The following is a 25306-nucleotide window of genomic DNA, read 5'->3' as shown; positions in this document are numbered from 1 at the left end:
GGGCCGAGGCCTCCACCGTGTGGGCGGTGGAGGCCTCGGGACAGCCCTTGGGCCTGCTCCTGCGGAGAGGGATCAGGCGGCGACCGTCACCTCGGCCTCGTCGTCGGCCGGGGAGGGGGCCGGGTGGGTGGGCGACGGCTTCCGCAGGCCCTTGAGGAGGATCACCAGGGCCGTGCTGACGGCCGTACCCGCGGCGATGGCGAGCAGATAGAGGAGCGGCTGGCCGATCAGGGGGACGACGAATATGCCGCCGTGCGGGGCGCGGAGGGTGCAGCCGAAGGCCATCGACAGGGCGCCGGTGACCGCGCCGCCGGCCATCGCGGAGGGGATGACGCGCAGCGGGTCCGCGGCGGCGAAGGGGATCGCACCCTCGGTGATGAAGGAGGCGCCGAGCACCCAGGCCGCCTTGCCGTTCTCCCGCTCGGTCTTGGTGAAGAGCCGGCTCCGGACGGTCGTGGCCAGCGCCATCGCCAGCGGCGGCACCATACCGGCCGCCATCACCGCGGCCATGACCTTCAGACTGCCCTCGTTGGGGTGGGCGAGGCCGCCGACCGCGAAGGCGTAGGCCACCTTGTTGAGCGGGCCGCCGAGGTCGAAACACATCATCAGGCCGAGGATCACGCCCAGGATGATGGCGTTGGCGCCGGTGAGGCCGGACAGCCAGTCCGTCAGCCCCTTCTGCAGCGCGGCGATCGGCTTGCCGATCACGAGGAACATCAGGAAGCCGACGATCGCCGAGGAGATCAGCGGGATGACGACGACCGGCATGATGCCGCGCAGCACCGGTGGGATACGGACCCGTTGAATCGCCATCACCACGGCGCCCGCGATCAGTCCGGCGATCAGACCGCCGAGGAAGCCCGCGTTGATGGTGAGCGCGATGGCGCCGCCGACGAAGCCCGGCACCAGGCCCGGCCGGTCCGCCATGCCGTACGCGATGAAGCCGGCCAGGACCGGGACGAGGAAGCCGAACGCGACGCCGCCTATCTGGAAGAGCAGCGCCGCCCAGCTGGCGGACTCGGTCCAGATGAAGTGCTCGGCGACGGACGGCGCCTTGTTGATCGTGTAGCCGCCGATGGCGAAGGCGAGCGCGATGAGCAGACCGCCCGCGGCGACGAATGGAACCATGTAACTGACGCCGGTCATCAGCCACTTGCGCAGCCGGGTGGCGAAGCCGTCGCCCGCGTCGGCGCCCTTGTCCATGGGTGCGGCGGCCCGCGCCGGGGCGCCGGCCTCGCCGTGTGCGGCCTTCTGCCGTACCTCGGCGATGAGTTCGGCGGGGCGGTTGATGCCCGCCTTCACCCCGACGTCGACGGTCGGCTTCCCGGCGAAGCGTTCCTTCTCCCGTACCTCGACGTCATGCGCGAAGATCACGCCGTCCGCGTCCGCGACGAGCTGCGGGTCGAGCCGCTTGAATCCGGCCGAGCCCTGGGTCTCGACGAACACCTCGACACCGGCGGCCTGACCTGCCTTCTCCAGTGACTCGGCGGCCATGTAGGTGTGCGCGATGCCGGTGGGGCAGGAGGTGATGGCGACGATGCGGAAGGGGGTGGCCGGGGCGGGAGCGGCCTCGGGGGCGGCCTCGGGGGCGGCCTCGGCGGGGGCCTCTGTGGGGGCGCCACCGGCTGGGCGCTCGGCGGCCGTTGCGGTGGTGGGGGCGGCGTCCGTGGTCGCCTGCGGCTCGGCGTCCCGCTCGGGTCCGGGCTCCGCTGCCGGTCCGGCCACCGCCTCGGGCTCGGGCGCTGCGTCCGGCTCGGGGGCCGCCGCCGGCTCGGGGATCGCCTCCGCCTCGGGGACCACCGCCGGCTCGTCCCCGCGGATCAGCGCCGCCGTACGCTCCGGTTCGGTGGCGGACCGCAGCGCGCCGGTGAAGGTCTCGTCCATCAGGTGCCGGGCGAGGGTCGAGAGGATCGACAGATGGTCGGCGTCGCCGCCCGCCGGGGCCGCGATCAGGAAGATCAGGTCGGCGGGGCCGTCCGGCGCACCGAAGTCGATACCGGAGGCGCTGCGCCCGAAGGCCAGCGTCGGCTCCGTGACATGTTCGCTGCGGCAGTGCGGAATGCCGATCCCGCCGTCCAGTCCCGTCGGCATCTGGGCCTCGCGTGCGGCGATGTCCGCGAGGAAGCCCTCCAGGTCGGTGACGCGACCGGAGGTGACCATCCGCTCGGCCAGGGACCGTGCGGCGGCGTCCTTCGTTTCTGCGGACAGGTCGAGGTCGACCAGTTCCGCCGTGATCAGCTCACTCATCGCGGGCTCCCTTGCGCGCGGTACCGCCGTGGGGGCGGTGGGGACGGGACGGGGGGTGGCTGGGGCGCCGCCCGGTGCGGGCCGGGGGAACGGCGGACGGGACGCAGGGATACGCCGCAGACCCGGCAACCACCGCTCCGTACGCGGCAGTCACGGCAAGAGTCCGCCGCGCGGCGCTCATGACACCGGCTCCGTCAGCAGGCGGTCGAACGGCACCGCGTCGGTGGTCCGGACGGCGGCCGTGTCCAGATCGGCCGGGGTCGGCATCAGGCTGCCGGGCAGCTGGACGGCGGCCGCGCCATGGGCCAGGGCGACGGCCAGGGCCAGCGGGCCCGAACCGCCCGCTGTGAGGAAGCCCGCCAGCGAGGCGTCGCCCGCGCCGACATTGCTGCGGACGGCCGCGACCGGGGCGCTGCCGAAGTAGGCGCCTTGCTCGTCGACCAGCAGCTGGCCGTCCGCCCCCAGGGAGGCCAGTACGGCGCGGGCGCCCCAGGCGCGCAGCTCCTCGGCGGCCTTGACCGCGTCGCCGAGGGTCGCGAGCGGGCGGCCGACGGCCTGGGCCAGCTCCTCGGCGTTCGGCTTGACGACGTCCGGGCGTTCGCGCAGGGCCGCGGTCAGCGAGGGGCCCGAGGTGTCCAGGGCGATCCGGGCGCCCGCCCGGTGGGTGCGGGCGACCAGCTCCGCGTACCACTCGGGGGCCAGACCGCGCGGGAGGCTGCCGCAGCAGGCGATCCAGTCGGCGCCCACGGAACGCTCGCCGACCGTGGTGAGCAGCGCCTCCGACTCCTCGGCGGTCAGCTCGGGACCGGTCGCGTTGATCTTGGTGAGGGTGCCGTCGGGTTCGGCGACCGAGATGTTGGAGCGGGTCTGGCCGGCCACCGGCACCCCCGCCACCTCGATGCCCTCGGCGCCCAGCAGCCCGGCCAGCGCCGCACCGGCGGGACCGCCCACCGGCAGTACGGCGACGGTGCGATGCCCGGCGGCGGCCACCGCGCGCGAGACATTGACGCCCTTGCCGCCGGGGTCGATCCGGTCGGCGGTCGCCCGGAGCACGGCCCCGCGGTCCAGCGCCGGGATCTCGTACGTACGGTCCAGGCTGGGGTTGGGGGTGACGGTCAGGATCATGCGCGAACTACTTCCGTGCCCGCACGCTCGATGGCGAGGGCGTCGTCGGGGCTCAGGCCGGTGTCGGTGATGAGCAGGTCCACATCCGACAGTTCGCCGAAGCGGGCGAAGTGCTGCTGCCCGAATTTGGCGGAGTCGGCGAGGAGGACCACCCGGCGGGCGGCGGCGATCAGCGTCCGCTTGACGGCGGCCTCCGCGAGGTCGGGGGTGGTCAGGCCGCCGTCGGGGGAGAAGCCGTTGGTCGCGAGGAACAGCACATCGGCGTTGATCTCGCGGTAGGCGCGCAGTGCCCAGTCGTCGACCGCGGCCCGGGTGCGGTGCCGGATGCGGCCGCCCACGAGGTGGAGGGTGAGCCCGGGGTGGTCGGCCAGCCGCGCGGCGACCGGCAGACCGTGGGTGACGACGGTCAGCTCGGCCTCCAGCGGGATCTCGGCGGCGAGCCGGGCGGCGGTCGTTCCGGCGTCCAGAATCACGCTCCCGGAGCTGCCGGCGCCGCCTTCGCCGCCGGGGAGCTCGGCGAGCGCGGCCCGCGCGATGCGCTGCTTCTCGTCGGCGGCGACGGCGTCCCGCTCGGCGAGGTCGGGCTCGAAGTCCAGCCGGCCGGCCGGGATGGCTCCGCCGTGCACCCGGCGCACCAGACCGGCCCGGTCCAGGGCCTTCAGATCGCGCCGCACGGTCTCGGCGGTGACCTGGAACTCCTCCGCGAGGGAGAGCACATCGACCCGGCCGCCTTCACGGGCGAGCCGCAGAATCTCCTGCTGGCGCTCCGGTGCATACATCTGCGTGAGTGTCCGTTCCATGCCCGAGCCTGTGGTTTCAGTGCGAGGCTACGCCCGGATTTCGACAAAGTAAACAGACACGGGCTTCAGTCAGACTCAAACAGACATCCGCGCCTGTGAGTCCTGCGGGCGCCCCTCGCAGGACCCGGACGCGACGGAGCCCCGACGCCGGAAGGGGCATCGGGGCTCGTCCGTCACAGACCGGGCCGCGGATCTCGGTGCGCGCACCCGCGCGCTCTTTACGCGGCCGCGTCGAATCCCGTGTCATGCGCCATCCGCTTCAGCTCCAGCAGCGCATGCTTCTCGATCTGGCGGATCCGCTCGCGGGTCAGGCCGTGCTGCTTGCCGACCTCGGTCAGCGTGCGCTCGCGGCCGTCCTCGATGCCGTAGCGGGCCTTGATGATCGAAGCGGTGCGGTGGTCGAGACGGTCGATCAGGTCCTCCAGCTCCTCGCTGCGCAGCAGCGTGAGCACGGACTGCTCGGGCGAGGCCGCGGAGGTGTCCTCCAGCAGATCACCGAACTGGGTGTCGCCGTCGTCGTCCACGGACATGTTGAGGCTGACCGGGTCGCGCGCCCAGTCGAGTACGTCGGTGACGCGGGCGGGCGTGGAGCCCAGCTCGCCGGCGACCTCCGCCGGCTCCGGGTCACGGCCGTTCTCACGGTTGAACTCGCGCTGCACCCGGCGTATCCGGCCCAGCTCCTCGACGAGGTGCACGGGCAGCCGGATCGTGCGCGACTGGTCGGCGATGGAGCGGGTGATGGCCTGGCGGATCCACCACGTCGCATACGTCGAGAACTTGAAGCCCTTGGCGTAGTCGAACTTCTCCACGGCGCGCACCAGACCGGCGTTGCCCTCCTGGATCAGGTCCAGCAGAGGCAGCCCGGCGCGCGGGTAGCGGCGGGCGACCGCCACCACCAGACGGAGATTGGAACGGATGAAGATGTCCTTGGCCTTGGCGCCCTCCTCGACCAGCCTTTCCAGCTCCTCGCGGCCGGCGCCCGCGGCATTGCCGTCGGCGACCTCGCCGTCCAGGATCTGCTGGGCGTAGACGCCCGCCTCGATGGTCTGGGACAGCTCGACCTCCTTGGCCGCGTCGAGCAGTGGCGTACGCGCGATCTCGTCGAGGTACATGCCGACCAGGTCGCGGTCGGCGATCTCCCCGCCTATGGCGCGAACACTGGTGGCCCCGTCGGAACCGCTGCTGCTTTCCTGACGGCGGGCGACGGCACGGGTTGCCATGCGTGTGCTCCCTTTGCGATGAGTCGGTCGCGGGACGGTGGGCGGGCCGGGTGGTGGCATCGAAGCCGACGCTCAGCGACTGGCCCGTCCGAAGGAAACAACGGCTGGAATCCGGACAGAATTCCCAGGCTGCCCCGCTATTTTTCTGATCTTGCAGTACCCTGCGCCCCCATTTAGGAGGTCACATGCTGCAACAACACGGGGAAGTGCAGGTCAGGGCGGGCGCCGATGCGGACCTTCCGGCCCTTACGGATCTTTACAACCACTACATCCGTGAGACGTGCATCACTTTCGAACTGGAGCCCTTCACTCCGGAACAGCGCCGCCCGTGGCTGCTCTCCCACCCCCAAGACGGCCCGCACCGTCTTCTGGTTGCCCAAGAGACGACAGAACGGACGAAAAACCCGCACAACGGGCCGCCGAGCCATCCCTCCACCGGCGCGGAGGCTTCCGGGGCCGGGCACGCGGAAGCTTCCGTGACCGGACAGGCGGCGGCACTCGGGGCCGGGCACGGGGCTTCCGGGGCCGGGCACGGGGCGGCTTCCGGGGTCGGGCGCCCGTACGGTGCGCTGCTCGGTTACGCGACCAGCAGCGCGTTCCGCTCGAAGGCCGCCTACGCCCCGTCCGTCGAGGTCACCGTCTACTGCGCCCCGCACGCCGCCGGCCGGGGCGTCGGCACGCTGCTCTACAAGGCCCTGTTCGAGGCGCTGGCCGACGAGGACGTGCACCGCGCCTACGCCGGGATCACCCAGCCGAACGAGGCCTCCACCCGCCTCCACACCCGTTTCGGCTTCCGGCACATCGGCACGTATACGGAGGTGGGCCGCAAGTTCGGCCGCTACTGGGACGTGGCCTGGTACCAGAAGGACCTGGGCTGAACCCGCTCGCCACCGGCTCCCCGCCGCAGCACGCCCGCTTCCGGTACCCGCCGTTCCGGTTGCCGCGGGCGGCGCCCGGGTGTCGCCTGGACAGGAGGGGGCAGCGGGGAAACCGAGAGGAGCCCGCCATGGACCAGCACGCCCAGCGGCACGGCGCGAGGGCCGCCCGCTCCCACGGCACCGTCGAACCCGAACACGGCGCGACGACCACCGCCCGTACCCCGCGGCCGGCCCCGGGAATGGCCGGGATGAAGGAACGGGCCAGGCGCATCCCGCCGACCGTCTCGCTGCCGATCATCACGGCGCTCGCCTTCGGCCTCTTCGTCATCTTCCGCACCCACACCGCCGGCGACAAGGGCGGCCCGGCCATGCTGTACGGGCTGGCCGCGTTCGTGGTGTCGGGCGCCCTGGGGCTGGTGGTGGCCCACTTCCAGTCGTCCCTGATCACCGAGACCCGGGCGACCGCCTACGGTGCGCTCTTCGGCTGCTCGATGGGCTGGGCCTACAGCCTCGGCGGCGAAACCATCCTCAAATCGTCCGCCTTCGGCTTCACCATGGGCGCCGTGATGTTCGTCGCCGCCCTCTACGTCTTCCGCACCCACCGCACCCGCGAGCCGCACGGCTTGCACCGTCCGCACAAGACCCACCACCGGGACGACCGGACGCACCGGCTGCCGGTGGCCACGCACTGACGCCACCACCCCCTGCCCTCAACCGGTGACGCCACCACCCCCTTGACCTCAACCGCAACGCCCAGGCCCGTCCCGGAGTCTCCCTGCTCATCGACGACATGGCGCCGGCCGACGACCCGGTCGCACCCGGCTGGGGCCGCGGAGTGGAGATCCGCGGCCGTGCCGAACTGCTGACCCTCGAAGCGCCTCCGATGGCGCCCGACTTCTTCAGCAACGACGTGATCCGCGTCCATCCGCGCCGCATCATCAGCTGGCACCTCGAACCGGACGACGGCCGCGCCGGGTCCCGCAACGTCGGCTGAGTCCCGGGGCGCCCCTCACTCCACCTGCAGCGCCGCATCGTCCGACCTCCGCCGGAGGGTGCGCGGCGCCCGTCCCGGCGACCAGGTCTCCACCACCACATACGGAGCCTCGGTGGACGTACGCACCACCTCCGTCAGCTCCGCCCGGAAGAGATGGAACGGCTCCGGCGGCCTCACCGCCGCCGCATAGCGCGCGACCAAGGCGCGGTCGGTCACCTCCACGGCCCGCCCGGACACCCGTACATCGCCACCGGCCAGATCGGCGCCCGGCCCCGGATTGGCATGCAGCGCGAACCGGGCGTCGCGCCGCAGATCGGACACCTTGCGCGAGCCGACCATCATGCCCAGCCACAGTTCCCCGTGGCGGAAGTCCGCCTCCAGCCCGGTGAGCCGCGGTGCGCCGTCCTTCCGCAGGGTCGCCAGGACGTGGTGCCGGTACGCCCCGAACCGCTCCCGGACCCGCCCGGCGAGTTCCGGCACCACCGCCTCCACCACCGACCAGCCGACCGCACCGCCGACACCGCCATCGTCGCCCGCACCGCTCCCGATGCCTTCCCGGCTTCTGCTCTCACCCGTCATGACGGCACCCTCCCCCCGATACCCGACATCTCCTGTCCGGTATGGACGCGGGAGGCGGGCCCGGTGACGCCAGGGGCACCGCGGCACCGGCGCACTCCCCGGAACCACCCCGCCCCCGCCTTACGACCAGCGCCGTAAGCCGCGGCCGACCAGCGGTGTAGGACGGAAGGCCGTTACGCGGCGCCGCCCCGCCGACCTAGCCTCGGGCCATGGAGACGACGAGCGGCACACTCGACGAAGCCCTGTTACGACTGCACACCTCCGGCCCCGAGTTCAGCGGCTATCTGAGCAACCACGGACCGATGGCCGTGGAAGCCATGGTCCGCAACGGCCAGGCCCGCACCGTCCACCGCTGGCTCGACGCCTATGCGCACAAGCTGGAGGACGTACCGTCCCCCCGAGCCCGTATCACCGACGCCAACTGGCAGGAGGCGCTGGGCGATCCGGGCCGGGTCACCGACTGGACGCGGTACTTCACCGGGCGGGTCGCCGAGCGCCCCTGGCGCGAGCTCCTCGCCGAGTGGTGGCCGCGGCTGCTGCCCGGTATCGCCGGCGCCGCCACCCACCCCGTTATCCGCGTGGGCCATGCCGTACGCAGCCTCCTGACGGAGGGTGAGGACGCCGCCAGGATTGCGGAGTTCGCCCATGCCCTCGGCTACTGGGCCGCCCGCCATCTGCTCCTGCCCGCGACGGTGCACCCCGCGGGCAGCGCCACCCCGGCCGAGGCGCTGTCCGCCCTCCCCCGGATCGCCGAACGGCGTGTGACACCGCTGAACGGCTACGCCCAACTACTGACCACTCCCGGCTGGTTGAGCACCACCGAGTCGCTGCACCTCCCCGATGACCCCGAGGCCGCACGCGCGGGCCTGACCGCCCTCGTGCGCGCCGCCACCCTCAACTACGCGGACCACGGCCACGGGAACGGCATCATGCTGGTGCACGCCGCCACCGCGCCGAACGCGGTGCTGCGCACCCTGCCGGCGCTCCCCCGGGAACTGTGGGCGAGCTCGTTCGCGGCGGCCTGGGCGGCGGCCTCGGCGATCACCACGCTCTACGCCGCGGACACCCCGCGTCGAGCACCGGACGCCGCCGCGGTCACACCCGACGAGGTCTTCGCGCGGGCGGTCGCCCACGGCAACGAGCATGCGATCAAGTTCGCGGACACCGCCCTGGACGTCGCCGCGGCCTCCGAGGACGGCGACACCCGCGCCCTGTCGGCAGCCCTGAACGCGGTGGAACTGATCGACCACGACGCATGACGCACATTGCCACTCCGCGGAGTCACACTTGGCAGTAGTCGGCGCGCGCGACCACAGCATTCGCCTGGGCCTATACTTGAATGTTCAAGCGTCTGGAGATTTGGGGGTAATTCGACCTTGTTAAAACTTAAATAACTCTCCGAGTGGTGAGAGAGTGGATGGTATGAGCAACGAACCCGCAGCCGAGCCGCGCTGGCTCAGCGACGAGGAGCAATTCGCTTGGCAGTGCTACCTCCACGCCACCACGCTCCTGGAGGACCACCTCGACCGCCAGCTGCAACGGGACGCCAGGATGCCGCATGTCTACTACGGCCTGCTCGTCCAGCTCTCCCGTGCACCGCGGCGCCGGATGCGGATGACCGAGCTTGCTCAGAACGCCAAGATCACCCGCTCCCGGCTCTCGCATGCGGTCGCGCGCCTGGAGAAGAACGGCTGGGTACGGCGCGAGAACTGCCCCTCCGACAAGCGGGGCCAGAACGCCCTCCTCACCGACGAGGGAATGCGGGTCCTGGAGAAGGCCGCCCCCGGACATGTCGCCGCCGTACGCTCCGCGATCTTCGACCGCCTCTCCCCGGAGCAGGTCGGCCAACTGGCCGAGATCTGCCAAGTGATGACCGAAGGACTGCAACCGAAAGGCGCCGACCTCCCCTGGCTGCGCTGACGGATCAGCGGAACCGGAAGTGGCCGACGCCGGTGCGGGCGCGGGAGCCGGACGAGCCGACGGCGGGACGCCGTACGGCCCGCCCCCCTCGGCTCAGTGCACCATCACCGGAACCTGCACCTCACCGTCGCCCTCGGACGAGCCCAGGACCGTGCTCTCGCCGTCGGCGGAGGAGGCCACCGGCGAACCGGCACCCGGCCGCCCGGTGTTGATGAAGGTGTAGGCGATCACGCCCGCCAGGGCCAGGATGCCGACCGCCCACCAGATGGCGGTGGTGTAGCCGTGCACCATCGACTGGAGCTTGAGCAGGTCGGCCGAGCGCGCACCGGCCGCGTGCGAGGTGGCGTACGCGGTGGTGGCGCCGGCCGCGATGGTGTTCAGCAGGGCCGTTCCGATCGCGCCGCCCACCTGCTGCGAGGTGTTGACCATCGCGGAGGCGACACCGGCGTCGCGCGGCTGGACGCCGTGCGTGGCCAGCGACATGGCCGGCATGAACGCCGTGCCCATACCCAGGCCCATCAGCAGGAAGCCGGGCAGGATCAGCGCGGGGTAGGACGTGTCCAGATCGATCTGGGTCAGCACCAGCATGCCGAGCGCGGCGACCGTGAAGCCGGGCGCCATCAGCAGCCGCGGCCGGACGCGGTTCATCAGCCGGGCGCCGATCTGCGTCGAGCCGGTGATCATGCCGACGATCATCGGGAGGAAGGCCAGACCGGTGGTGACCGGTGTGTAGCCCTTCACGATCTGCAGGTAGTAGGTCAGGAAGAGGAAGAGACCGAACATGCCGATCACGGCCAGGCCAAGCGACGCGTAGACACCGGCACGGTTCCGGTCAGTGACCACCCGCAGCGGCAGCAGCGGAGCCTTCACCTTGGACTCGACCAGCACGAACGCCAGCAGCAGCACCGCGGCCGCGACGAACAGACCCAGGGTCGGGCCGGCCAGCCAGCCGTCCGACTCGGCGCGGGTGAACCCGTAGACCAGCGAGACCAGACCGAGGGTGGCCAGGATGACGCCGGGGATGTCCAGCCGGGAGGGGTTACGGCCCTCCGCGGGCTCACGGATGACCAGGAACGCGCCGGTCGCGGCGACCACGGCGAACGGGATGTTGACGAAGAAGGTCCAGCGCCAGTTCATGTACTCGGTCAGCACCCCGCCGAGGATCAGCCCCACGGCGCCGCCGCCACCGGCGATCGCGCCGAAGATGCCGAACGCCTTGGCGCGCTCCTTGGCCTCGGTGAAGGTCACCGCCAGCAGCGACAGCGCGGCCGGTGCCAGCAGCGCGCCGAAAACACCCTGCAGCGCACGGGCACCCAGCAGCATCCCCTGACCGGCCGCGGCCCCGCCGAGCGCGGAGGCGACCGCGAATCCGACGAGCCCGACGATGAAGGTCCGCTTCCGTCCCCACAGGTCGGCGACGCGCCCGCCGAAGAGCAGCAGACCGCCGAAGGCCAGTGCGTAGGCGGTGATCACCCACTGCCGGTTGGCGTCGGAGATACCGAGATCCTGCTGGGCGGAGGGCAGCGCGATATTCACGATGGTCGCGTCGAGAACGACCATCAGCTGGGCGAGAGCGATGAATATCAGCGCTTTCCAGCGCCGCGGATCAGCGTATGGGGCTGTTTCAGGCATGGCGGGATCCACCTACTGGTGCAGTGAGCGAACAAGAGCGAAGAACGGGACGGATGAGGCGGCCGTCGGCGAAGCGACGGACCGGACGTGAAGACGATCGGGACGGAACGGACGTGGACGGGCGGGAGGAGACGGGAGGGGGCAGGCGGACCGGTGCGCCCCGACTTACGAGCGGCGCCTCAGGTCGTCCAAAGTGGCGGCGGCGCCAGGGAGTTCGGAGCGGGCCGGCGCCTGCAGACCGTCCAGGAACAGCTGCAGATGCCGGTGCACGAACTGGTCGAAGTCCGGACAGCCACTGCCCGGCAGCGGCCGGGTGAGCTGAGTGACCGCGACCATCAGATCACCGACGGCGATGTCGGTACGCAGCTGCCCACTGTCGCGTGCGGCGCCCATGACGGCCTCGACGGCCGCCTCCAGACGCCCGCGCGCCGCGAGCAGATCGGGGTGGTCCCGGTCGATGCCGTCGGAGAGCAACGGGCACAGCGCCCCGATCCGCTCCTCCACCGCGGCGTGAACAAAGCGCCTCAGCGCCTGGAAAGCATCGGACTCCTCGGCAAGGGCACTCTCCGCGCGGTCCGCGGTACGGGACATGACGGAGAGCGTGACGTGGTGGATCAACTCCAGGCGATCCGCGAAGTGACGGTAGAGCGTCGCGTTGCCGACACTCGCGCGTCGGGCGATTTCATCGAGCGGGACCTCGGCCCCGAACTCGACCATCGTCTCGCGGGCGGCGGCGATGATCCGCTCCCGGTTGCGCAGGGCATCGGCCCGCAGTCGGGGCTGCTGCCCCTGCTTCCCGGACTTCGCGCATGCGGCGACGGCGGTCACGGCAGCGCACTCCCCTCATCTTCCGGCACTTTCTCGGAACCTGACTTCTCGGAACCTGACTTTCCGGAACCTGGCTTTCCGGAACACTGCCCCGGCGCCCGATCAGGTCACCACTCCGTTGGCTGCTCCGGTCACCACTCCGGTGGCTGCTCCGGCGACCGGCACGAACCGGGGAGAGGTTCCCCGTTTCATCCGGACGCCTGGTTAAACGGGGAAACCCTCCCCGGATATTTCACGCCACCCATGTGAGCTGACCCACACCCCCGCCAGCCGCCCCTCCCCACGCACCCCAGGCCCGACCTCCGGCCTCACTCCGGCCTCACTCCGGCCGACCCCAGCCTCTGGGCCGCCGCCCCGGCCCCGGGCCGTCCCAACCTGCGGGCCGCCCCAGGCGCGCCCCGAGGCCACCCGGGCCGGGACCGCCCCACCCGGCCCCCGCATGCCTCCAGTTGACGTAACCCCGCGCGCGAGCGATCACCCGTCGACACAAGGTGATCGATATGAAGCACAAGGTCTCCGCGGTCCTGGCCGCAGGCGCGGCCACCGCAGCCGCGGCGATAGCCCTGGGTTCACCGCCCAGCGCCGTGGCCATACCCTCCGCGCCCGGCGCCCCGCCGAGCGGCCCGTGTGCGCTGCGCGGTATCAGCGACGACGTCGCCGAATCCGCCGACACCCCCGCCGGCTTCTCCCACTCGTCCGGCACCGTAGAGGCGCTCACCCTCTTCATCGACTTCCCGGACGCCCGCGCCACGATGTCCCCCCGCGCCCGCTTCGCCGAGTTCTTCCCTGCCGCGACGGACTACTTCCGCACCAGCTCGTACGGCAGGCTGACCTACCGCCCCAGGCCGCTGCTCCGGTGGATCCGCATGTCACGGCCGCTCGCTGCGTACGGCATCCAGCGCGGCGCCGGTTTCGACCCGGCCTCGGACGGCGGCTATCACGCGCTCTCCCGGGATGTCGTACGCGCCGTCGACCCGCTCGTCGACTTCCGCGACTACGACGTCATCAACATCATCGCCACCCCCAACGCGGGGCCGCCCGCCACCCGTACGGTCCTCTCGGTCACCTTCAGCGGCGGTGACATGGGGCTGAAGACCGCCGACGGGGTGCCGTTCCGGAATGCGTCCTTCATCTGGAGCCGGCAAACCGGGGTGAGCGCCTTCCGCGTCCTCAACCACGAGAACGCCCATAGCTTCGGCCTGCCCGACCTCTACTTCACGGACGGCCGCGACGCTCCGGCCCCCGCAGGGCACTGGGACCCGATGGACGAGGACTGGGGGCCGAGCAATGATTTCGTCGGCTGGCACAAGTGGAAGCTCGGCTGGCTCTCCGCCGATCAGGTGCACTGCGCCCCACGCCACGGGACACCCGGCGAACACACCCTCACCCCGGTCTCCGCCCCCGGCGGCACAAAGATCGTCGTCATCCCGACCTCCCCCCACACCGCCCTGGTCGCCGAGGCCCGCACCCGCGGCCTGCTGGACCCGACGGTCTGCCGCCCCGGCATCCTCATCTACCGCGTCGCCACCCGCGTCCCCTCGGGCCGCGGCCCCCTCCGCATCGTGGACGCCACCCCGCACAGCGGCGGCTGCTACCGCGACAACAAATACGTCGACCCGGAACTGACCGACGCCACCTTCCAGCCCGGCGACACCTACACGGACCGCACCACCGGCGCAGCCGTCACCGTCCTGACGGAAAACCCGGACGGCACCTATCGCGTACGGGTGACCCCGGCACGCGACTAGGTGTGCTGTCCGGAGAGGTTGGTGACGCGGCTGGCTGGGGTGTGGCCGCTGATGCCGGTGTGGGGTCGGTGGTAGTTGTACCAGTCCAGCCAGTCGGGAAACGCTGCCTGCCGTTCGGCGTCTGAGGTGTAGGGCCGGTGGTAGGCCCATTCGTCGAGCAGGGTGCGGTGGAAGCGTTCGACCTTGCCGTTGGTCTGGGGGCGCCAGGGCCGTGTCCAGCGCGGTTGGATGCCCAGGTCGCGGCAGGTCTGGCGCCAGGTGTTCTTGCTGTAGGACCAGGCATTGTCGGTCAGGACGCGTTCGACGGTGACGCCGCGGGCGGCGAACCATGCCGTGGCCCGTGTCAGGAAGCCCGCGCAGGTGCCTGCCTTCTCGTCCGGGAGGTCTTCGGTGTAGGCCAGGCGGGTGTGGTCGTCCAGGGCGGTGTGGAGGTAGGCAAGCCCGGCTCCGTTGCGGTTCTTGCGTCCGGCCGCGCGGCCGAGGACTTTGTGGCCGCCGCCGTCGGGGATGCGGCCGAGTTTCTTGACGTCGATGTGGACCAGCTCGCCGGGACGGGCGCGTTCGTAGCGGCGGACGGGCTCACCGGTGGCCCGATCCACTGCGGCCAGCGGCGGCAGGCCGCGGCGGGTGAGGATCCGGTGGGCGGTGGAAGCTGCGACGCCGGCGCGGGCGGCCAGTCGCAGTGGGCCGATCCGGTGCTCGCGTCGCATGCGGACGATGTTGTCCTCCACCGCTGCGGACGTGCGGTGAGGCTGGTGGTGGGGCCTGCTGGAGTGGTCCTTCATCCCCGCCCGGCCGTGCAGTTGGTAGCGGCCGGCCCAGCGTGCAGCGGTGGTGTGGCTGACCTGGAAGCGTTCTGCGGCCCGGCGCAGCGGCCAGCCGTCGTCGACGACGCACCGGGCCAGACGCAGCCTTCCGGTCGGCGTCAGCGGGGCGTTACGGTGGATCACGAGGGCCTCCTGCACTCGGCGGTAGATGTCGCAATCCCCACCGAGCCAGAAGGCCCTCACCTCGTTCAAGCACCAGCCAGGGCATGTCGCGTCACCAACGTGCCGGGACAGCACAACTAGGGCCTGGCCGCCCCTGACCCAGGGGACAGGCCCTAACCACCGCCGCCCGGGCACGCCCAGGTACGCCCAGGTACACCCCTCCCCCCACTGCTCCTTCCACTCCTTCTGCTCCTACTCCCCACACACCACTCCTCCCGCCTCCCCCCTCCCCTCCTCCCGCCAGTGCCGCCGGCCGATGCTGATCAGCCGCAGCTGACGGCGCGCCACCCGTACGACCTGCTCGGCCGCCCCCTCCGCACCGTCCGCCTCGGCATCGAGCAGTGCCGCGGCCGTCGTCACCAACCGGTCCACATACAGCTCGGCGAGCATCCGCACATCGTCATCGCGCCACCCCCCCGACACCGGCTGGGACTTGAGCGCCGCCGCGACCTCCTCCGCGAACCGGTCCAGCTCCCCCGCGATGGCCTGCCGTACGGCCCGCACCCCACCGTGCCGCTCACGCGCCACGAACCGGATGTGCAGCGGATGGTGCCGCACATGCTGCTCCACGACCGCGACCGTGCGGTCGATCCGCTCCTCGGCCGCGTCCTGCTCGGCGAGGATCGCCCGCACCATCACATGCAGACTCCCCAGCGCCTCCTCGACCAGGGCGACACCCAGCTCACCCATGTCCCGGAAGTGCCGGTAGAACGCGGTCGGGGCGATCCCCACCACTCGCGTGACCTCCCGCAGCCCCAGGCTGCTCAGGCTCTGCTCCTCCAGCAGCCCGAGCGCCGCATCGAGCAACGCCTGACGGGTCTTCTGTTTCTGGGCCTGCCGGACTCCAAGACTGTGACTCATGTCATCCAGTAAACAACCGTTCTCCGAACTACTCCACCCGGAGACGGTCGTAGACTGAAGGAACTGAGTGAACAACTGTCCTCTGGAACCGGAAAGGAAGATCATGCTCTTCCTCGTCGCAGCCCTCCTCCTGATGGGGATCCTGCTGGGCACCGCGGCACACATCCCCGTCCCCGTCACCCTCGTCGCGGCCGCCGTCATCGCCGGCTGGCTGCTCGTCTTCTTCCTCCGCGAACGCCGCCACCACGACGAGGTGACCTCCCGATGACCACGCTCAGCGAAGCCCTGCGGACGACTCCGACCACACCGGCCAAGGCCACGGGCCCGGCCACCTCCCGCCTCCACTCCCAAGCGGACGGCATGGCCGTGGCCTCCTTCATCCTCGGCCTGCTCGGCACCCTCGTCCTCAACCTCCTCCTCGGCCCCTGCGCCCTGGTCCTCGGCGGCCTGGCCCTGGCCCGCGGCACCACCCGCCGCGGCCGCGCCCTCCTGGGCATCACCCTCGGCGCCGCCGACCTGCTCCTCCTCGCCCTCCTCGTCACCACGGACGGCACAGTCAGCTGGCACATCGGCAGCTGACACCCGGAAGCCGGGCTCGGCCCGACCCCGAACACCACAACGGCGGTGGCCCTCAACAGGCCACCGCCATCCCCACGCCCCACCACACCCCCACCGCTCCCCCGGTGGGCCACGCCCACCACCCCATATCCCCCACACAAGCAATCAGCAGCGAACACATCAGCTACCCTGTCAGGGGTTCAACCCCATGCCTCCGTAGCTCAGGGGATAGAGCACCGCTCTCCTAAAGCGGGTGTCGCAGGTTCGAATCCTGCCGGGGGCACCACAAAATTGCAGGTCAGCACACTGAAGGCCTTGCAGGGAACCTCTCTGGAAGGCCTTCAGGTGTGCAATGGGAACGCCCTGGGAACATTGAAATGCACATTATTCGCACTTCGGACGTCCTTTAGTGATCTGACGGCCACCCACGTCTTGACCGCCAGGGGCGCGGCCCGTTCTCGGGGAAATCTGCCCCGGTTCGTCGAGGTGCGACGGCGTGAGTGCCCTGACTCGGGATCAACGCTTCCCCGATCCCGCCCCGAACGGGGCCGCGGCCATGACGGAGAGTCGCCCCCCTGCACAGTGGCGGTACCGTGCCGGAACCTCACCGGGTTCCTCGTTCCGCTGTCCCTTGTCGGCCGGAAGCGTCCCGGAACAACGCGCCACCGCGCCGAGCCCTCGGCTGTGCGGTGAGACACGTGAAGGGATAGGGCGGGTCTACTCCACGGCTCGGCCTGCGGTGCGCATCAGTTCACGGATCTTGTACCCGTAGGTCTCGGCGCGACTTTCCCCGGCGTAGCACAGCACCTCGTCGCCGTCGTAGTCGCCTTCGCAGGCGTCCAGGCCGTCGAGTACGCCGAGGGCCACGGCCTCGGCCGCGTCAGGCATGCCCAGCGCCAGACGGCGACGGACATCGGCCTCGTACTGCTCGATGATCGGCTCGATCAGACGGCTCGCGGCCTCGTATACGTCGGTGTACCCGAAGCCCGGGCGATAGCCGGTGCTCAGATGGTCGCTGTCCAGGGTGCGCAGGGCCTGCTCGACCTCGGCCGCCGTCCCCTCCTGAAGGGCGGTCAGTTCGACGCGGGCACGCGGGGCGAGCAAGTGGACGGCCAACTGGTCTGCTTCTGCGCGCAGTTCGGGCCGAGCATCCAGCAGCCGGTCCAGCACCGCGGCCTTCTCCACGGCGGTGAGTGCGTCCAGGGCTTCGCCGGGGGCACAGGGGGTGTCGTCGACGGGTGCGGCGTGCCAGGGCAGGCGCCGTTCGACGGCGTGCAGGGCGAGTGCCACGGCATGCCGGCACAAGCGTCCTGACGCCAGGGCGCACGGGCCGTCGCATTCCGCCGTCAGTTCCCGGCCTACGACCTGCACCCATACACCGCGAGCGGCGCCCGAGCCGTCCCGCACCAGGCCGCCGATGCCGCGGGACTCGCTCTCCGCCTCGATCACCGCACCGTCGGCGAGCAGGGTTCGCCCCTCGGTGACCTCGGTGTCGTCGGCGAACGCGTACACCGTCCCCTCGTCCATGACCACAGCCATGCGGTCATTCAAGCGCACCCCCCGGGAGAGTGGGCGAGCGGGCGGCCCTGGCCACTACGTTCGGTGCGGAGACGGCAACACCTCCGCGAGCACGAGGTACCGCAGTGGGCAAACGCAACCAGGAACGACGGCGCGCGAAGGAGAAGCAGCGAGATACGTGGCAACGTGCCCGGGCGGAGCAGGAACTGCGACTGCGGCGATCCCTTTCTGCGGGGTGGGCGGCGGGCGGCCGGGGCGCATCACCTGTCCGCCGTGAGCTGACTGCAGGAAACGGCTGCGACGTTCGCGACCAGCGAGACAGCGATGCCGGTTCGAACGGCTGGCGGGTTGGCACTTCAAAGGTGCAAGGCGGCCGGACCGTTCCACGGTGATCCGCGATCGCGGTGACCACCCCCACCAGCCCCGATCCCTGCCCTCGCCACCGTCCGGCCAACGCCGGGCCCGGACGCACGAATGGACTCTTGAATAAGTCCAGATATAATAAGCGCACCTATCCATGTAGAGGTGTGCCGTGGACAAACCTGCCGAGATGTTCGACCGCGACTTCGAGTGGGCCGAGCTGACCCGCTTCGCCGCCCTGCCCGGCCCGCGCGCCACCCTCGGCGTGGTCTCCGGCCGCCGCCGCCAGGGCAAGACCTTCCTCCTGGACGCCGTCACGCGGGCAAGCGGCGGCTTCATGTTCACCGCCACCGAGACCACCGAAACCGACGCCCTGCGCCAGTTCGGCGAAGCCCTCGCCCGCCACCGCGACCAGCCCACCCCGTTCCGCTTCACTCATTGGGACGAGGCCGTCACGGAACTCATGCGCATCGCCGACAGGGGCGGCCCCACCATCGCGGTCATCGACGAGTTCCCCTTCCTCGCCAAGGCCTCCCCCGCCCTCCCCTCGATCATCCAGCGCGCCCTCGATCCCGCCGCCCAGCACACCAACACCCCCGTACGGCTCCTGCTGTGCGGCTCCGCCCTGTCCTTCATGGGCGGACTCCTCGCCGGCAACGCCCCGCTGCGCGGCCGCGCCGGCCTGGAACTCGTCGTCCCCACCCTGGACTTCCGCCTCGCCGCCGAGTTCTGGGAGATCACCGACCCGCGCACCGCACTGCTCACCCACGCCATCGTCGGCGGCACCCCCGCCTACCGCCGCGAGTTCACCCAGGGCGACGCCCCCGCCGGGCCCCACGACTTCGACGCCTGGGTCACCCGCGCCGTCCTCAATCCCGCCCGTCCGCTCTTCCGCGAGGCCCGCTACCTGCTCGCAGAGGAACCCGACCTTCACGACACCGCGCTCTACCACTCCGTCCTGGCCGCCATCGCCGCCGGAAACGCCGCACGCGGCGGCATCGCCGACTACCTCGGCCGCAAGTCCACTGACCTCGCCCACCCGCTCAGCGTCCTCCAGGGCGTCGGCATGATCACGCACGAGGCCGACGCCTTCCGCCGCAACCGCTCCGCCTACCGCATCGCCGAACCTCTCATCGCCTTCTACCACGCGGTCATGCGCCCCGCCTGGGGCGATCTGGAACGCCCCGGACGCGCCCCCGCCGTCTGGCGCCGCGCCCAGTCCACCTTCCGCAGCAAGGTTGTCGGCCCGCACTTCGAACAGGTCTGCCGCGAATGGGCCCGCTGGCACGCGTCCCCCGCAACCCACGGCGGGCAGGTCACAAGAGTCGCCAGCGGCACCGTCAACGATCCTGCCGCGAAGACCAGCCACGAAGTCGACGTCGCGGTCCATGGCGAGACCGACAGCGGCCGCGAAACACTACTCGCCATCGGCGAAGCCAAATGGAACGACGTCATGGGAAAGGGCCACCTCGAACGTCTCCAGCACATCCGTGCTCTCCTCACCGCGCGCGGCACCGCCACCGACGTCACCCAGCTGCAGTGCTACAGCGGCACCGGCTTCACCGACGAACTGCGCCACCTCGCCGAGAACGACCCCGCTATCCAGCTGATCGATCCAGTTCGCCTCTACCACGGCGACTGACCCGGTCGCAGTCACCGCCCCTGTACCGGGAGAACATGACCTCCACCATTACTGGCGTCGCGGAGAGCCTCAGCTCACGCTCATTCCCAGTCTGCTGACCTGCGAAAACGGCCACTGGCTCAACTCCCTAGGAGCTGCTCCTCGTCGGGCCGATGGTCAGTCGTCGGTGGTGTGGGTGACCGGCAAGCGTTGGGTGAAGGTCTGGCCGCCGTCGCGGGATTCGTAGACGCCGTCCTGGGTTGCGATGAGGACTCGGTTGGCGTCGACGGCAGTCAAGGCTTGGGGCTGACCGCCGGGGACGGTGGCGGTCTTCTTCCAGGTGCGCCGCCGTCGGTGCTGCGGTGCAGTGCACCGGTGGGGTCGATGCCGTACAGCGCGTCCGGCTTGGTCCACGAGAGGTAGGCCATCACCGGCCCGGCGCCGCGGCTGAAGCTCTTGCCGCCGTTTGTGCTCTTGGCGATGCCGTTTTGAGTGGTGGCCAGCACGATGTCGGGGTCGTTGGGGCTGACAGCGATGTCGAGGGCGGCGAGTTCGGCGCGCTTGTCCCAGGTCTTGCCGTCCTTGCTGACGCGCAGGAGGCCACCGGTGCTGTCGTAGCCGTAGATGGTGTTGTGGGCGTAGTCCAGGACATGGAAGTCGACTTCGCCGCCGAGGGAGAGGGTCTTCCAGGTCTTGCCTGCGTCGGTGCTCTTGATCAGGCCGCGATTGGCGTGGTCGCGCTGCCTTCGGCGGGGTGACCGCTGCCGAGGAACGTCTTGGGGCCGGCGACGGTGAAGCCCATGTAGTCGGCGGTGTCGCTGACCCGCTGGGAGGAGCCGTCGTCCGCCACGGCGATGACGCCCTCGTGCGTGGCGACGTACAGCTGTCCGTCCGCGGGGTCGACGCCGAGCCCATGGATATGGCTGAGGGCCATTCCCTCGGAAGGAGAAGTCTCCGAGCCGGTGGTGCCGTTGCCGGAACCGCCTGTGCAGGCGGTCAGAACGGCCGCGAGCAGAGCGGCGACGGCAGCTGCGGCGGAAACGAGGCCGGAGGGCGCACGACGCGAACGGCGTGATCCACATCGAGTCTCCGGTCAAGGCCACTTTCTCCCTCGGTCAGTTCATGACCGACGTGAACTTGTGCCTCCCGGCTCCCTGGTCCGGATGGTTCACTTGGCGACTCACGGTGGCGATCACACAGGTCGGCGACTGAAGCGTTACGCCCAGACCGTGGTGTGTGCCGCGACGAGGTTGTCGGCCGGTGCCGCAGGCCACCATTCGCCCTCGTCGTCCCGGAGGTGGGATACCAGCACTGTCATGGCCGCCCGGTGTCACCCCGCGGGTCGCTAGTGTTGCCCCATGGGCGTGTTGGACACGGCCGAGCTTGAGGCCATGATCGAAGAGGCGACTGTCGATGCCTACAACGAGGACGACCAGCTGACCGGTCTGTTCACCATGCTTGAGGAATACCTCTGCCTGCCCTTCACCACCGCGGTTCTCGGCGTCGAGGTAACGGTGGACGGCCTCGACCTCACGCCGGACAGAAGGATCGTCGCCCTGTGCTCTCGCGGCGGCATGCGGCAATCGATCGGAATGCTGGAGCTGCCGTTGCCCAGCCCGGCGCCCGAGGGTGCGGAGTGGATCGAGGCGTACCGTCACTGGGCCGGTTGCGGTCGGGCACCTCACACCCCACGCGGAACCGGCTTGTCTGGGAGGGCTGAACGTGGCTGACGCCATACATGGCACGCAGCAGGGCGCTGGCGAACCGTCGCTGACCGACCTCATCGAGCGCAGTGCCGAGTTGAAAGGGCAGCTGGTCGCCTTCGGGCAGAGCACCCGCTTTGACCGGTGGCTGACGCCCCTTCTGCTTGAGGCCGCAGGGCCTGAGCGGCAGTTGGACGAGGGCGAGGCGATCCGGGTCATCGACCACTTCATCCTGCGGTACCGCCTGCCGGACGGTTCGACCGTGGTGGACTGGTTCGTCGCCGGACGGAAGGACTTGACCGCGGTCGACCGGGAGATGCTGCTCGGCTGGAGCGACCCCGTCGAGGGAATCTTCGAGATCCAGCGCAAGGAAAAGGACGCCGTCGTCCTGCTGAACCTGGTCGACGACCTGGAGTACCGCACGTACTCGAATGTTGGGCGGGCGGCGTTCCGTGGCATGTCCAAAGGAGGATTCCTCCACACCTGCCTGGTACCCGTTCACTCGGCCGGCGGGGCGTGGCTGGTATCCGGGGCGATGACGAGCTACCCCAAGTCCAGTGCCACCGAGATCGCCCAGGCCGCTCTCCACCTGGCCACCAGCCAACCCGAACTGGTCTTCCGCAACCCCGAGAAGCTCGAGCAGGGATGGCAGCGGATGCGGGAGGACCGGGCCGCGTTCGTCGAGTTCTTCGGCGGCGATGAACTGGTCCTTCCGCCTGCCGAAGCCGAGGACCTCCTCAACGCCTACTACCGCCACCGCCAAGAGGCAGCCGTCGCCGGACAGCCCGACCGTGCCCGGGGCAGGCGGCCGTCTGACCTGGACCTGCCGTTCTTCGAGCTTCCGCGAGAACTCGCGGATTCGCACACCATCGGCGTCATCTATGACCAGGTCGACGGGCTCAACTTCTACGCGGACTACGGGATGTTGCGAGACCTCTTCGCGGACCCGGTGCGCGCGAGCCGTGGGCAGCATCAGGACCTGTTGCGCACGTACCTGCGCGAGGGGTCGATTGCGCCACTGCCGATCTGCCGACTGGCCGCCGCGCACCCGGAGACAGCCGACGCGGTGTTCCGGAAGCTGCTGCGGAAGCCCGGATTCACCTGGAGCGAGCACGGTGAGGCGCTGCTACGCCGACGCAAGCCCTGGTACTACGCGAACGAGCCCCGCCCTGGTGTCTCCGTAATCGGCGACCGCCTCGGCGCGCTCCTCACCGGCCGCCGGTAGCCGGCGTTCACACGGCAGCGACTGCTGCGCAACACTGCCCGTTCTCCGTCCAAGCCGTTTTTTCGGGAGCCCAGTGGGTGAGGGGTGAAAGCTGAGTTGACGAGAGTACCCGCGTCCGGCTCATCGCCATCTGAGCGGACAACTGCGCGCCGACCGAAGCATCAGCGGTGCTCAACGGAACCCGACTGGGCGACAGAGCTGCGTAGACACTCCTGCCGACTCTCGAAGACCCTTCCCAAGGCCTCAGTTGGGAACCTGATGGGAACAACAGGACAAAGAAGGCCCGCGAAGGATCGTGACAGATCACTCCCCCGTCGTTCCTCATGAGGACGTTGACCTGGGAAAACAGCGAAACATCAGGCCGGACAAGGCAAGACGAGTAACCTCATGATCATGCTCCTAAAGCGGGTGTCGCAGGTTCGAATCCTGCCGGGGGCACCATGCAGTACTCCGCTGACCTGGGGTTTCTCTCCCAGGGAGGCACCCTGTTCGGCCCTGGGCGCTTCGTCCGGGGCCGTTTGCGTGAGCAGACGGGGAGTTGATCTCCCGAATATCACCCGATGGACCAGCATCCTGTCGCCACCGCGTATGACGAGCAGGACGGCCTGCACACCCTTGCAGTTGTATGCGCAGACGCTGCCCGACATCAGGGACCTTCGCCGCCGCAGGGGCCGGCTCAGCATCGCCACCTCCGGGGGGGGCCACACCGGCCGCTACCGGCTGCTACCGGCTGCTGACCACCCTCACCGATCCGTCGGCCCACCCGGCCACTCCGATTACTGGGAAGGGAAGGTGAAGCGTAATCAGTCGCTGAGGTACAGGGCTTCCATGTGGCTGGTGGCGTGCTCGCTGTGTTGCACCCGCAGTGAGGAGGCGTCCAGGTCGGCCCTCCCCCACGGGTCCGCGCCGGCGAGGCAGGCCGTGGCGAGGGCGCCCCAGTCGTTCTGATTCGGGTCGTCGTCCAGGTCGAAGTACACGTCGAGGTCTTCGAGGACTTCCGTCGTGATCCCGAGGGCGGACATCACCGCCTGCGGGTCGCCGGTCACGACGAACGGTTCGTCACCGGGCCAGCCGCGGGCATGGAACATGGTGCCGTCCGGGAGCCACACGAGGTCTTCGGTGTGCTCGGCGCCGCAGTGCACCTCCACCCGGCCCACGATCCGTGCGTCGGGGAGGCGCTCCCTCAGCCGAGTGGCCTCCGCCAGCAGGGGCATGTCGTTGCCGTCGTCCGCGAACGCCGGATCGGAGATCGACACGAGGTTCCCCCACGCCCCCGCCTGCACGAGGTCCAGATCAGCTCTCGTGGCGACCGTGATCGTCTCGCTCTGCTTACGGGGGCCGAGGTCTTCGATCACGTCGTCGATCGTGCCCAGCGAGCGAGCGAACTCCGCTGCACGCTCCGGGTCGTTGGGCGGAAGGTGGTCGACCTCGACAGTGAACGGCGGGTTCAGGACAGTCAGTTCGTAGCGCACGCCGCTGCCACGGGTTATGCGGTCGGGCGGGAAAGTCCAGAAGCCTGTGTCAGACATGCCCGTCACCGTAATGGGTTCCCGATCTCGTCAAGGTGCACTCGCCCGCGCCCAGGCCCGGACCGCTACGCGTGGTTCCCACACGTGCTTGGCCGCACGGGCGCTCCCGGTCTGCGGGTGTCGCAGCAGGAGCCCGTACGGTTTGCCCATGGTGACTGCGACGGTCCGCGAGTGGCACGACGAGGAAGGGTGGGGCGTGCTCGACTCCCACGAGACGCCAGGCGGCTGCTTCGGCCACTTCTCCGACGTCCAGACGAGCGGCTTCCGCACGCTGTCGCCGGGACAGCAAGTCGACCTCACATGGGAAGCCCCCGGTTTCCAGCAGGATGGGTACGACTACCGCGCTGTGACCATCGTGCCTCGGCCTGCCTGACATCTACGCCTGACCTCAACAACGGCCCACGCCCACGGCCTCCCCCAGCCCGCTATGCCCTTCTAGGGCGAGGGCGTGAAGCCGGCGGAAAGGTCCATGTGGAATGGGGCGCCCGGAGTCGTTGGGGTCCAGCCCTCGCGAAGAGCAAGCTGGATGATCCGGGCAACGTCAGATGGCAGCACCGGCTTGGCTTCACGTACGAACCAGTTGCTCGGGTGCGGCTGGTTGGTGGTGACCACGAGCGTTGCCCCAGGGTTGTCTGCATGCTCGACCGCGAATGTGCACGGTGTCCAGGAAAGGGCCTGCAAGTAGGTCGGCCTGCGTCGCAACCGCCAGCGATAGACCGTGCTGCCGACGACGATGCGTCGCGATCCCTTGCGGCCCAGTGCCATGGCTCCTCCTCCGTCCTGCGTTCTGGCGTTCTGGCGTTCTGGCGTCGCCAAGCGGGATCAACGGTGGCGGGACGTCTGCGGCGGCTGGTGTATCGAGGCCACCGCTCGCCCGCGCGGGTCATCGGCTCGCGGGGCCAGGTTGATGACCCGGTGTAGCAAGGCCACCGGCTCCCCGGACTGCAGAGGGGGTAAGGCCGACGGTCCCT

Annotated in this window: 26 protein-coding genes, 1 tRNA gene and 1 riboswitch; of the genes, 13 read left to right on the top strand and 14 right to left on the bottom strand. The window is 70.2% G+C overall.

Annotation, left to right across the window (positions count from 1 at the left end):
* Positions 1-72: 72 nt before the first annotated feature.
* The 4 genes from SLV14N_RS23710 to SLV14N_RS23695 all read right to left on the bottom strand — a co-directional run bounded on the left by SLV14N_RS23710 (position 73) and on the right by SLV14N_RS23695 (position 5392).
* Positions 73-2247 (bottom strand): fructose-specific PTS transporter subunit EIIC, encoded by a 2175-nt coding sequence (locus tag SLV14N_RS23710; RefSeq protein WP_263270964.1) that lies wholly within the window; start codon positions 2245-2247, stop codon positions 73-75.
* Positions 2248-2424: 177 nt separating this feature from the next.
* Positions 2425-3372 carry a 1-phosphofructokinase gene (gene pfkB, locus SLV14N_RS23705; RefSeq protein WP_263270963.1) on the bottom strand — a complete coding sequence of 316 codons (948 nt, stop codon included), beginning with the start codon at positions 3370-3372 and terminating at the stop codon, positions 2425-2427.
* The gene (locus SLV14N_RS23700) at positions 3369-4151 is read right to left on the bottom strand and encodes a DeoR/GlpR family DNA-binding transcription regulator (RefSeq protein ID WP_042156164.1); all 783 of its coding nucleotides are present in this window, start codon (positions 4149-4151) and stop codon (positions 3369-3371) included. Before SLV14N_RS23700 ends, pfkB begins: the two co-directional genes overlap by 4 nt.
* Before the next feature lie 239 nt (positions 4152-4390).
* Entirely contained in the window at positions 4391-5392 is a 1002-nt protein-coding gene (locus SLV14N_RS23695; protein ID WP_127151536.1) for an RNA polymerase sigma factor RpoD/SigA, read from the bottom strand.
* A 185-nt stretch (positions 5393-5577) separates the two neighbouring features.
* Here SLV14N_RS23695 and SLV14N_RS23690 point away from each other — a divergent pair, with 185 nt between their 5' ends.
* The 3 genes from SLV14N_RS23690 to SLV14N_RS23680 all read left to right on the top strand — a co-directional run bounded on the left by SLV14N_RS23690 (position 5578) and on the right by SLV14N_RS23680 (position 7264).
* Positions 5578-6270 carry a GNAT family N-acetyltransferase gene (locus SLV14N_RS23690; RefSeq protein WP_263270962.1) on the top strand — a complete coding sequence of 231 codons (693 nt, stop codon included), beginning with the start codon at positions 5578-5580 and terminating at the stop codon, positions 6268-6270.
* Between the two features lie 128 nt (positions 6271-6398).
* Positions 6399-6962, top strand: coding sequence for a hypothetical protein (locus SLV14N_RS23685; RefSeq protein ID WP_263270961.1), 564 nt, complete (start codon positions 6399-6401; stop codon positions 6960-6962).
* A gap of 98 nt (positions 6963-7060) precedes the next feature.
* Complete coding sequence (locus SLV14N_RS23680) at positions 7061-7264, top strand: hypothetical protein (RefSeq protein WP_263270960.1); 204 nt, start codon at positions 7061-7063, stop codon at positions 7262-7264.
* Positions 7265-7279: 15 nt separating this feature from the next.
* On the opposite strand, the gene SLV14N_RS23675 is transcribed toward SLV14N_RS23680, so the two are convergent.
* Positions 7280-7843: a pyridoxamine 5'-phosphate oxidase family protein gene (locus SLV14N_RS23675; protein ID WP_263270959.1), complete on the bottom strand. Its 564-nt coding sequence runs from the start codon at positions 7841-7843 to the stop codon at positions 7280-7282.
* Between the two features lie 209 nt (positions 7844-8052).
* Between SLV14N_RS23675 and SLV14N_RS23670 the strand changes: the two genes are divergently transcribed.
* Together SLV14N_RS23670 and SLV14N_RS23665 are read left to right on the top strand one after the other, a co-directional pair.
* Positions 8053-9102, top strand: coding sequence for a questin oxidase family protein (locus SLV14N_RS23670; protein WP_263270958.1), 1050 nt, complete (start codon positions 8053-8055; stop codon positions 9100-9102).
* A gap of 163 nt (positions 9103-9265) precedes the next feature.
* Positions 9266-9763, top strand: coding sequence for a MarR family winged helix-turn-helix transcriptional regulator (locus SLV14N_RS23665; RefSeq protein ID WP_018091188.1), 498 nt, complete (start codon positions 9266-9268; stop codon positions 9761-9763).
* Positions 9764-9856: 93 nt separating this feature from the next.
* On the opposite strand, the gene SLV14N_RS23660 is transcribed toward SLV14N_RS23665, so the two are convergent.
* On the bottom strand, positions 9857-11395 hold the full coding sequence (locus SLV14N_RS23660; RefSeq protein ID WP_208683381.1) for an MFS transporter: 1539 nt from the start codon (positions 11393-11395) through the stop codon (positions 9857-9859).
* A 165-nt stretch (positions 11396-11560) separates the two neighbouring features.
* Positions 11561-12223: a TetR/AcrR family transcriptional regulator gene (locus SLV14N_RS23655; protein WP_263270957.1), complete on the bottom strand. Its 663-nt coding sequence runs from the start codon at positions 12221-12223 to the stop codon at positions 11561-11563.
* Between the two features lie 500 nt (positions 12224-12723).
* On the opposite strand from SLV14N_RS23655, the gene SLV14N_RS23650 reads away from it, so the two are divergent.
* The gene (locus SLV14N_RS23650; RefSeq protein WP_263270956.1) at positions 12724-13971 is read left to right on the top strand and encodes a M6 family metalloprotease domain-containing protein; all 1248 of its coding nucleotides are present in this window, start codon (positions 12724-12726) and stop codon (positions 13969-13971) included.
* Here SLV14N_RS23650 and SLV14N_RS23645 read toward each other — a convergent pair.
* Entirely contained in the window at positions 13968-14921 is a 954-nt protein-coding gene (locus SLV14N_RS23645; RefSeq protein WP_263270955.1) for an IS481 family transposase, read from the bottom strand. The genes SLV14N_RS23650 and SLV14N_RS23645 overlap by 4 nt on opposite strands.
* Positions 14922-15152: 231 nt before the next feature.
* Positions 15153-15821: a TetR family transcriptional regulator gene (locus tag SLV14N_RS23640; protein ID WP_263270954.1), complete on the bottom strand. Its 669-nt coding sequence runs from the start codon at positions 15819-15821 to the stop codon at positions 15153-15155.
* A gap of 67 nt (positions 15822-15888) precedes the next feature.
* Here SLV14N_RS23640 and SLV14N_RS23635 point away from each other — a divergent pair, with 67 nt between their 5' ends.
* The 3 genes from SLV14N_RS23635 (at position 15889) to SLV14N_RS23625 (ending at position 16665) form a co-directional block, all read left to right on the top strand.
* Positions 15889-16089: a hypothetical protein gene (locus SLV14N_RS23635; RefSeq protein ID WP_263273437.1), complete on the top strand. Its 201-nt coding sequence runs from the start codon at positions 15889-15891 to the stop codon at positions 16087-16089.
* Positions 16086-16400 carry a hypothetical protein gene (locus tag SLV14N_RS23630; RefSeq protein WP_263270953.1) on the top strand — a complete coding sequence of 105 codons (315 nt, stop codon included), beginning with the start codon at positions 16086-16088 and terminating at the stop codon, positions 16398-16400. Before SLV14N_RS23635 ends, SLV14N_RS23630 begins: the two co-directional genes overlap by 4 nt.
* 189 nt (positions 16401-16589) lie before the next feature.
* Positions 16590-16665 (top strand) — tRNA-Arg (locus SLV14N_RS23625).
* 212 nt (positions 16666-16877) lie between these two features.
* Positions 16878-17000, bottom strand: a riboswitch (cobalamin riboswitch).
* A gap of 96 nt (positions 17001-17096) precedes the next feature.
* On the opposite strand, the gene SLV14N_RS23620 is transcribed toward SLV14N_RS23625, so the two are convergent.
* Positions 17097-17918 carry a hypothetical protein gene (locus tag SLV14N_RS23620; protein ID WP_263270952.1) on the bottom strand — a complete coding sequence of 274 codons (822 nt, stop codon included), beginning with the start codon at positions 17916-17918 and terminating at the stop codon, positions 17097-17099.
* Positions 17919-18429: 511 nt separating this feature from the next.
* On the opposite strand from SLV14N_RS23620, the gene SLV14N_RS23615 reads away from it, so the two are divergent.
* On the top strand, positions 18430-19899 hold the full coding sequence (locus SLV14N_RS23615) for an ATP-binding protein (protein ID WP_263270951.1): 1470 nt from the start codon (positions 18430-18432) through the stop codon (positions 19897-19899).
* 272 nt (positions 19900-20171) lie between these two features.
* On the opposite strand, the gene SLV14N_RS23610 is transcribed toward SLV14N_RS23615, so the two are convergent.
* Positions 20172-20384, bottom strand: coding sequence for a hypothetical protein (locus tag SLV14N_RS23610; RefSeq protein ID WP_259670480.1), 213 nt, complete (start codon positions 20382-20384; stop codon positions 20172-20174).
* A 209-nt stretch (positions 20385-20593) separates the two neighbouring features.
* A complete protein-coding gene (locus tag SLV14N_RS23605) occupies positions 20594-20812 on the bottom strand; it encodes a hypothetical protein (protein ID WP_259670479.1) in 219 nt (72 codons plus the stop codon).
* Between the two features lie 424 nt (positions 20813-21236).
* Here SLV14N_RS23605 and SLV14N_RS23600 point away from each other — a divergent pair, with 424 nt between their 5' ends.
* Both SLV14N_RS23600 and SLV14N_RS23595 read left to right on the top strand, forming a co-directional pair.
* The gene (locus SLV14N_RS23600; RefSeq protein WP_263270950.1) at positions 21237-21608 is read left to right on the top strand and encodes a calcium-binding protein; all 372 of its coding nucleotides are present in this window, start codon (positions 21237-21239) and stop codon (positions 21606-21608) included.
* A complete protein-coding gene (locus SLV14N_RS23595) occupies positions 21601-22806 on the top strand; it encodes a hypothetical protein (RefSeq protein WP_263270949.1) in 1206 nt (401 codons plus the stop codon). The genes SLV14N_RS23600 and SLV14N_RS23595 overlap by 8 nt, the downstream gene beginning before the upstream one ends.
* An 803-nt stretch (positions 22807-23609) precedes the next feature.
* Here the strand turns inward: SLV14N_RS23595 and SLV14N_RS23590 are convergent.
* On the bottom strand, positions 23610-24335 hold the full coding sequence (locus SLV14N_RS23590; RefSeq protein WP_263270948.1) for a DUF6333 family protein: 726 nt from the start codon (positions 24333-24335) through the stop codon (positions 23610-23612).
* A gap of 148 nt (positions 24336-24483) precedes the next feature.
* On the opposite strand from SLV14N_RS23590, the gene SLV14N_RS23585 reads away from it, so the two are divergent.
* Entirely contained in the window at positions 24484-24708 is a 225-nt protein-coding gene (locus tag SLV14N_RS23585) for a cold-shock protein (RefSeq protein ID WP_263270947.1), read from the top strand.
* 62 nt (positions 24709-24770) lie between these two features.
* Here the strand turns inward: SLV14N_RS23585 and SLV14N_RS23580 are convergent, their stop codons facing one another.
* Positions 24771-25100 carry a hypothetical protein gene (locus tag SLV14N_RS23580; RefSeq protein ID WP_263270946.1) on the bottom strand — a complete coding sequence of 110 codons (330 nt, stop codon included), beginning with the start codon at positions 25098-25100 and terminating at the stop codon, positions 24771-24773.
* Positions 25101-25306: the final 206 nt, after the last annotated feature.

It is taken from the genome of Streptomyces sp. Je 1-4 4N24 (assembly GCF_026239515.1).
GTDB classification, from domain to species: Bacteria; Actinomycetota; Actinomycetes; order Streptomycetales; family Streptomycetaceae; genus Streptomyces; species Streptomyces nigrescens.
This window is presented reverse-complemented; position numbering and strand designations above follow the sequence as displayed.

Coding starts and splice junctions, on each gene's coding strand:
- SLV14N_RS23710 (WP_263270964.1), bottom strand. CDS start 2,247: ATGAGTGAGCTGATCACGGCGGAACTGGTCGACCTCGACCTGTCCGCA.
- pfkB (WP_263270963.1), bottom strand. CDS start 3,372: ATGATCCTGACCGTCACCCCCAACCCCAGCCTGGACCGTACGTACGAG.
- SLV14N_RS23700 (WP_042156164.1), bottom strand. CDS start 4,151: ATGTATGCACCGGAGCGCCAGCAGGAGATTCTGCGGCTCGCCCGTGAA.
- SLV14N_RS23695 (WP_127151536.1), bottom strand. CDS start 5,392: ATGGCAACCCGTGCCGTCGCCCGCCGTCAGGAAAGCAGCAGCGGTTCC.
- SLV14N_RS23690 (WP_263270962.1), top strand. CDS start 5,578: ATGCTGCAACAACACGGGGAAGTGCAGGTCAGGGCGGGCGCCGATGCG.
- SLV14N_RS23685 (WP_263270961.1), top strand. CDS start 6,399: ATGGACCAGCACGCCCAGCGGCACGGCGCGAGGGCCGCCCGCTCCCAC.
- SLV14N_RS23680 (WP_263270960.1), top strand. CDS start 7,061: ATGGCGCCGGCCGACGACCCGGTCGCACCCGGCTGGGGCCGCGGAGTG.
- SLV14N_RS23675 (WP_263270959.1), bottom strand. CDS start 7,843: ATGACGGGTGAGAGCAGAAGCCGGGAAGGCATCGGGAGCGGTGCGGGC.
- SLV14N_RS23670 (WP_263270958.1), top strand. CDS start 8,053: ATGGAGACGACGAGCGGCACACTCGACGAAGCCCTGTTACGACTGCAC.
- SLV14N_RS23665 (WP_018091188.1), top strand. CDS start 9,266: ATGAGCAACGAACCCGCAGCCGAGCCGCGCTGGCTCAGCGACGAGGAG.
- SLV14N_RS23660 (WP_208683381.1), bottom strand. CDS start 11,395: ATGCCTGAAACAGCCCCATACGCTGATCCGCGGCGCTGGAAAGCGCTG.
- SLV14N_RS23650 (WP_263270956.1), top strand. CDS start 12,724: ATGAAGCACAAGGTCTCCGCGGTCCTGGCCGCAGGCGCGGCCACCGCA.
- SLV14N_RS23640 (WP_263270954.1), bottom strand. CDS start 15,821: ATGAGTCACAGTCTTGGAGTCCGGCAGGCCCAGAAACAGAAGACCCGT.
- SLV14N_RS23630 (WP_263270953.1), top strand. CDS start 16,086: ATGACCACGCTCAGCGAAGCCCTGCGGACGACTCCGACCACACCGGCC.
- SLV14N_RS23620 (WP_263270952.1), bottom strand. CDS start 17,918: ATGGCTGTGGTCATGGACGAGGGGACGGTGTACGCGTTCGCCGACGAC.
- SLV14N_RS23605 (WP_259670479.1), bottom strand. CDS start 20,812: ATGGCCCTCAGCCATATCCATGGGCTCGGCGTCGACCCCGCGGACGGA.
- SLV14N_RS23600 (WP_263270950.1), top strand. CDS start 21,237: ATGGGCGTGTTGGACACGGCCGAGCTTGAGGCCATGATCGAAGAGGCG.
- SLV14N_RS23590 (WP_263270948.1), bottom strand. CDS start 24,335: ATGTCTGACACAGGCTTCTGGACTTTCCCGCCCGACCGCATAACCCGT.
- SLV14N_RS23585 (WP_263270947.1), top strand. CDS start 24,484: ATGGTGACTGCGACGGTCCGCGAGTGGCACGACGAGGAAGGGTGGGGC.
- SLV14N_RS23580 (WP_263270946.1), bottom strand. CDS start 25,100: ATGGCACTGGGCCGCAAGGGATCGCGACGCATCGTCGTCGGCAGCACG.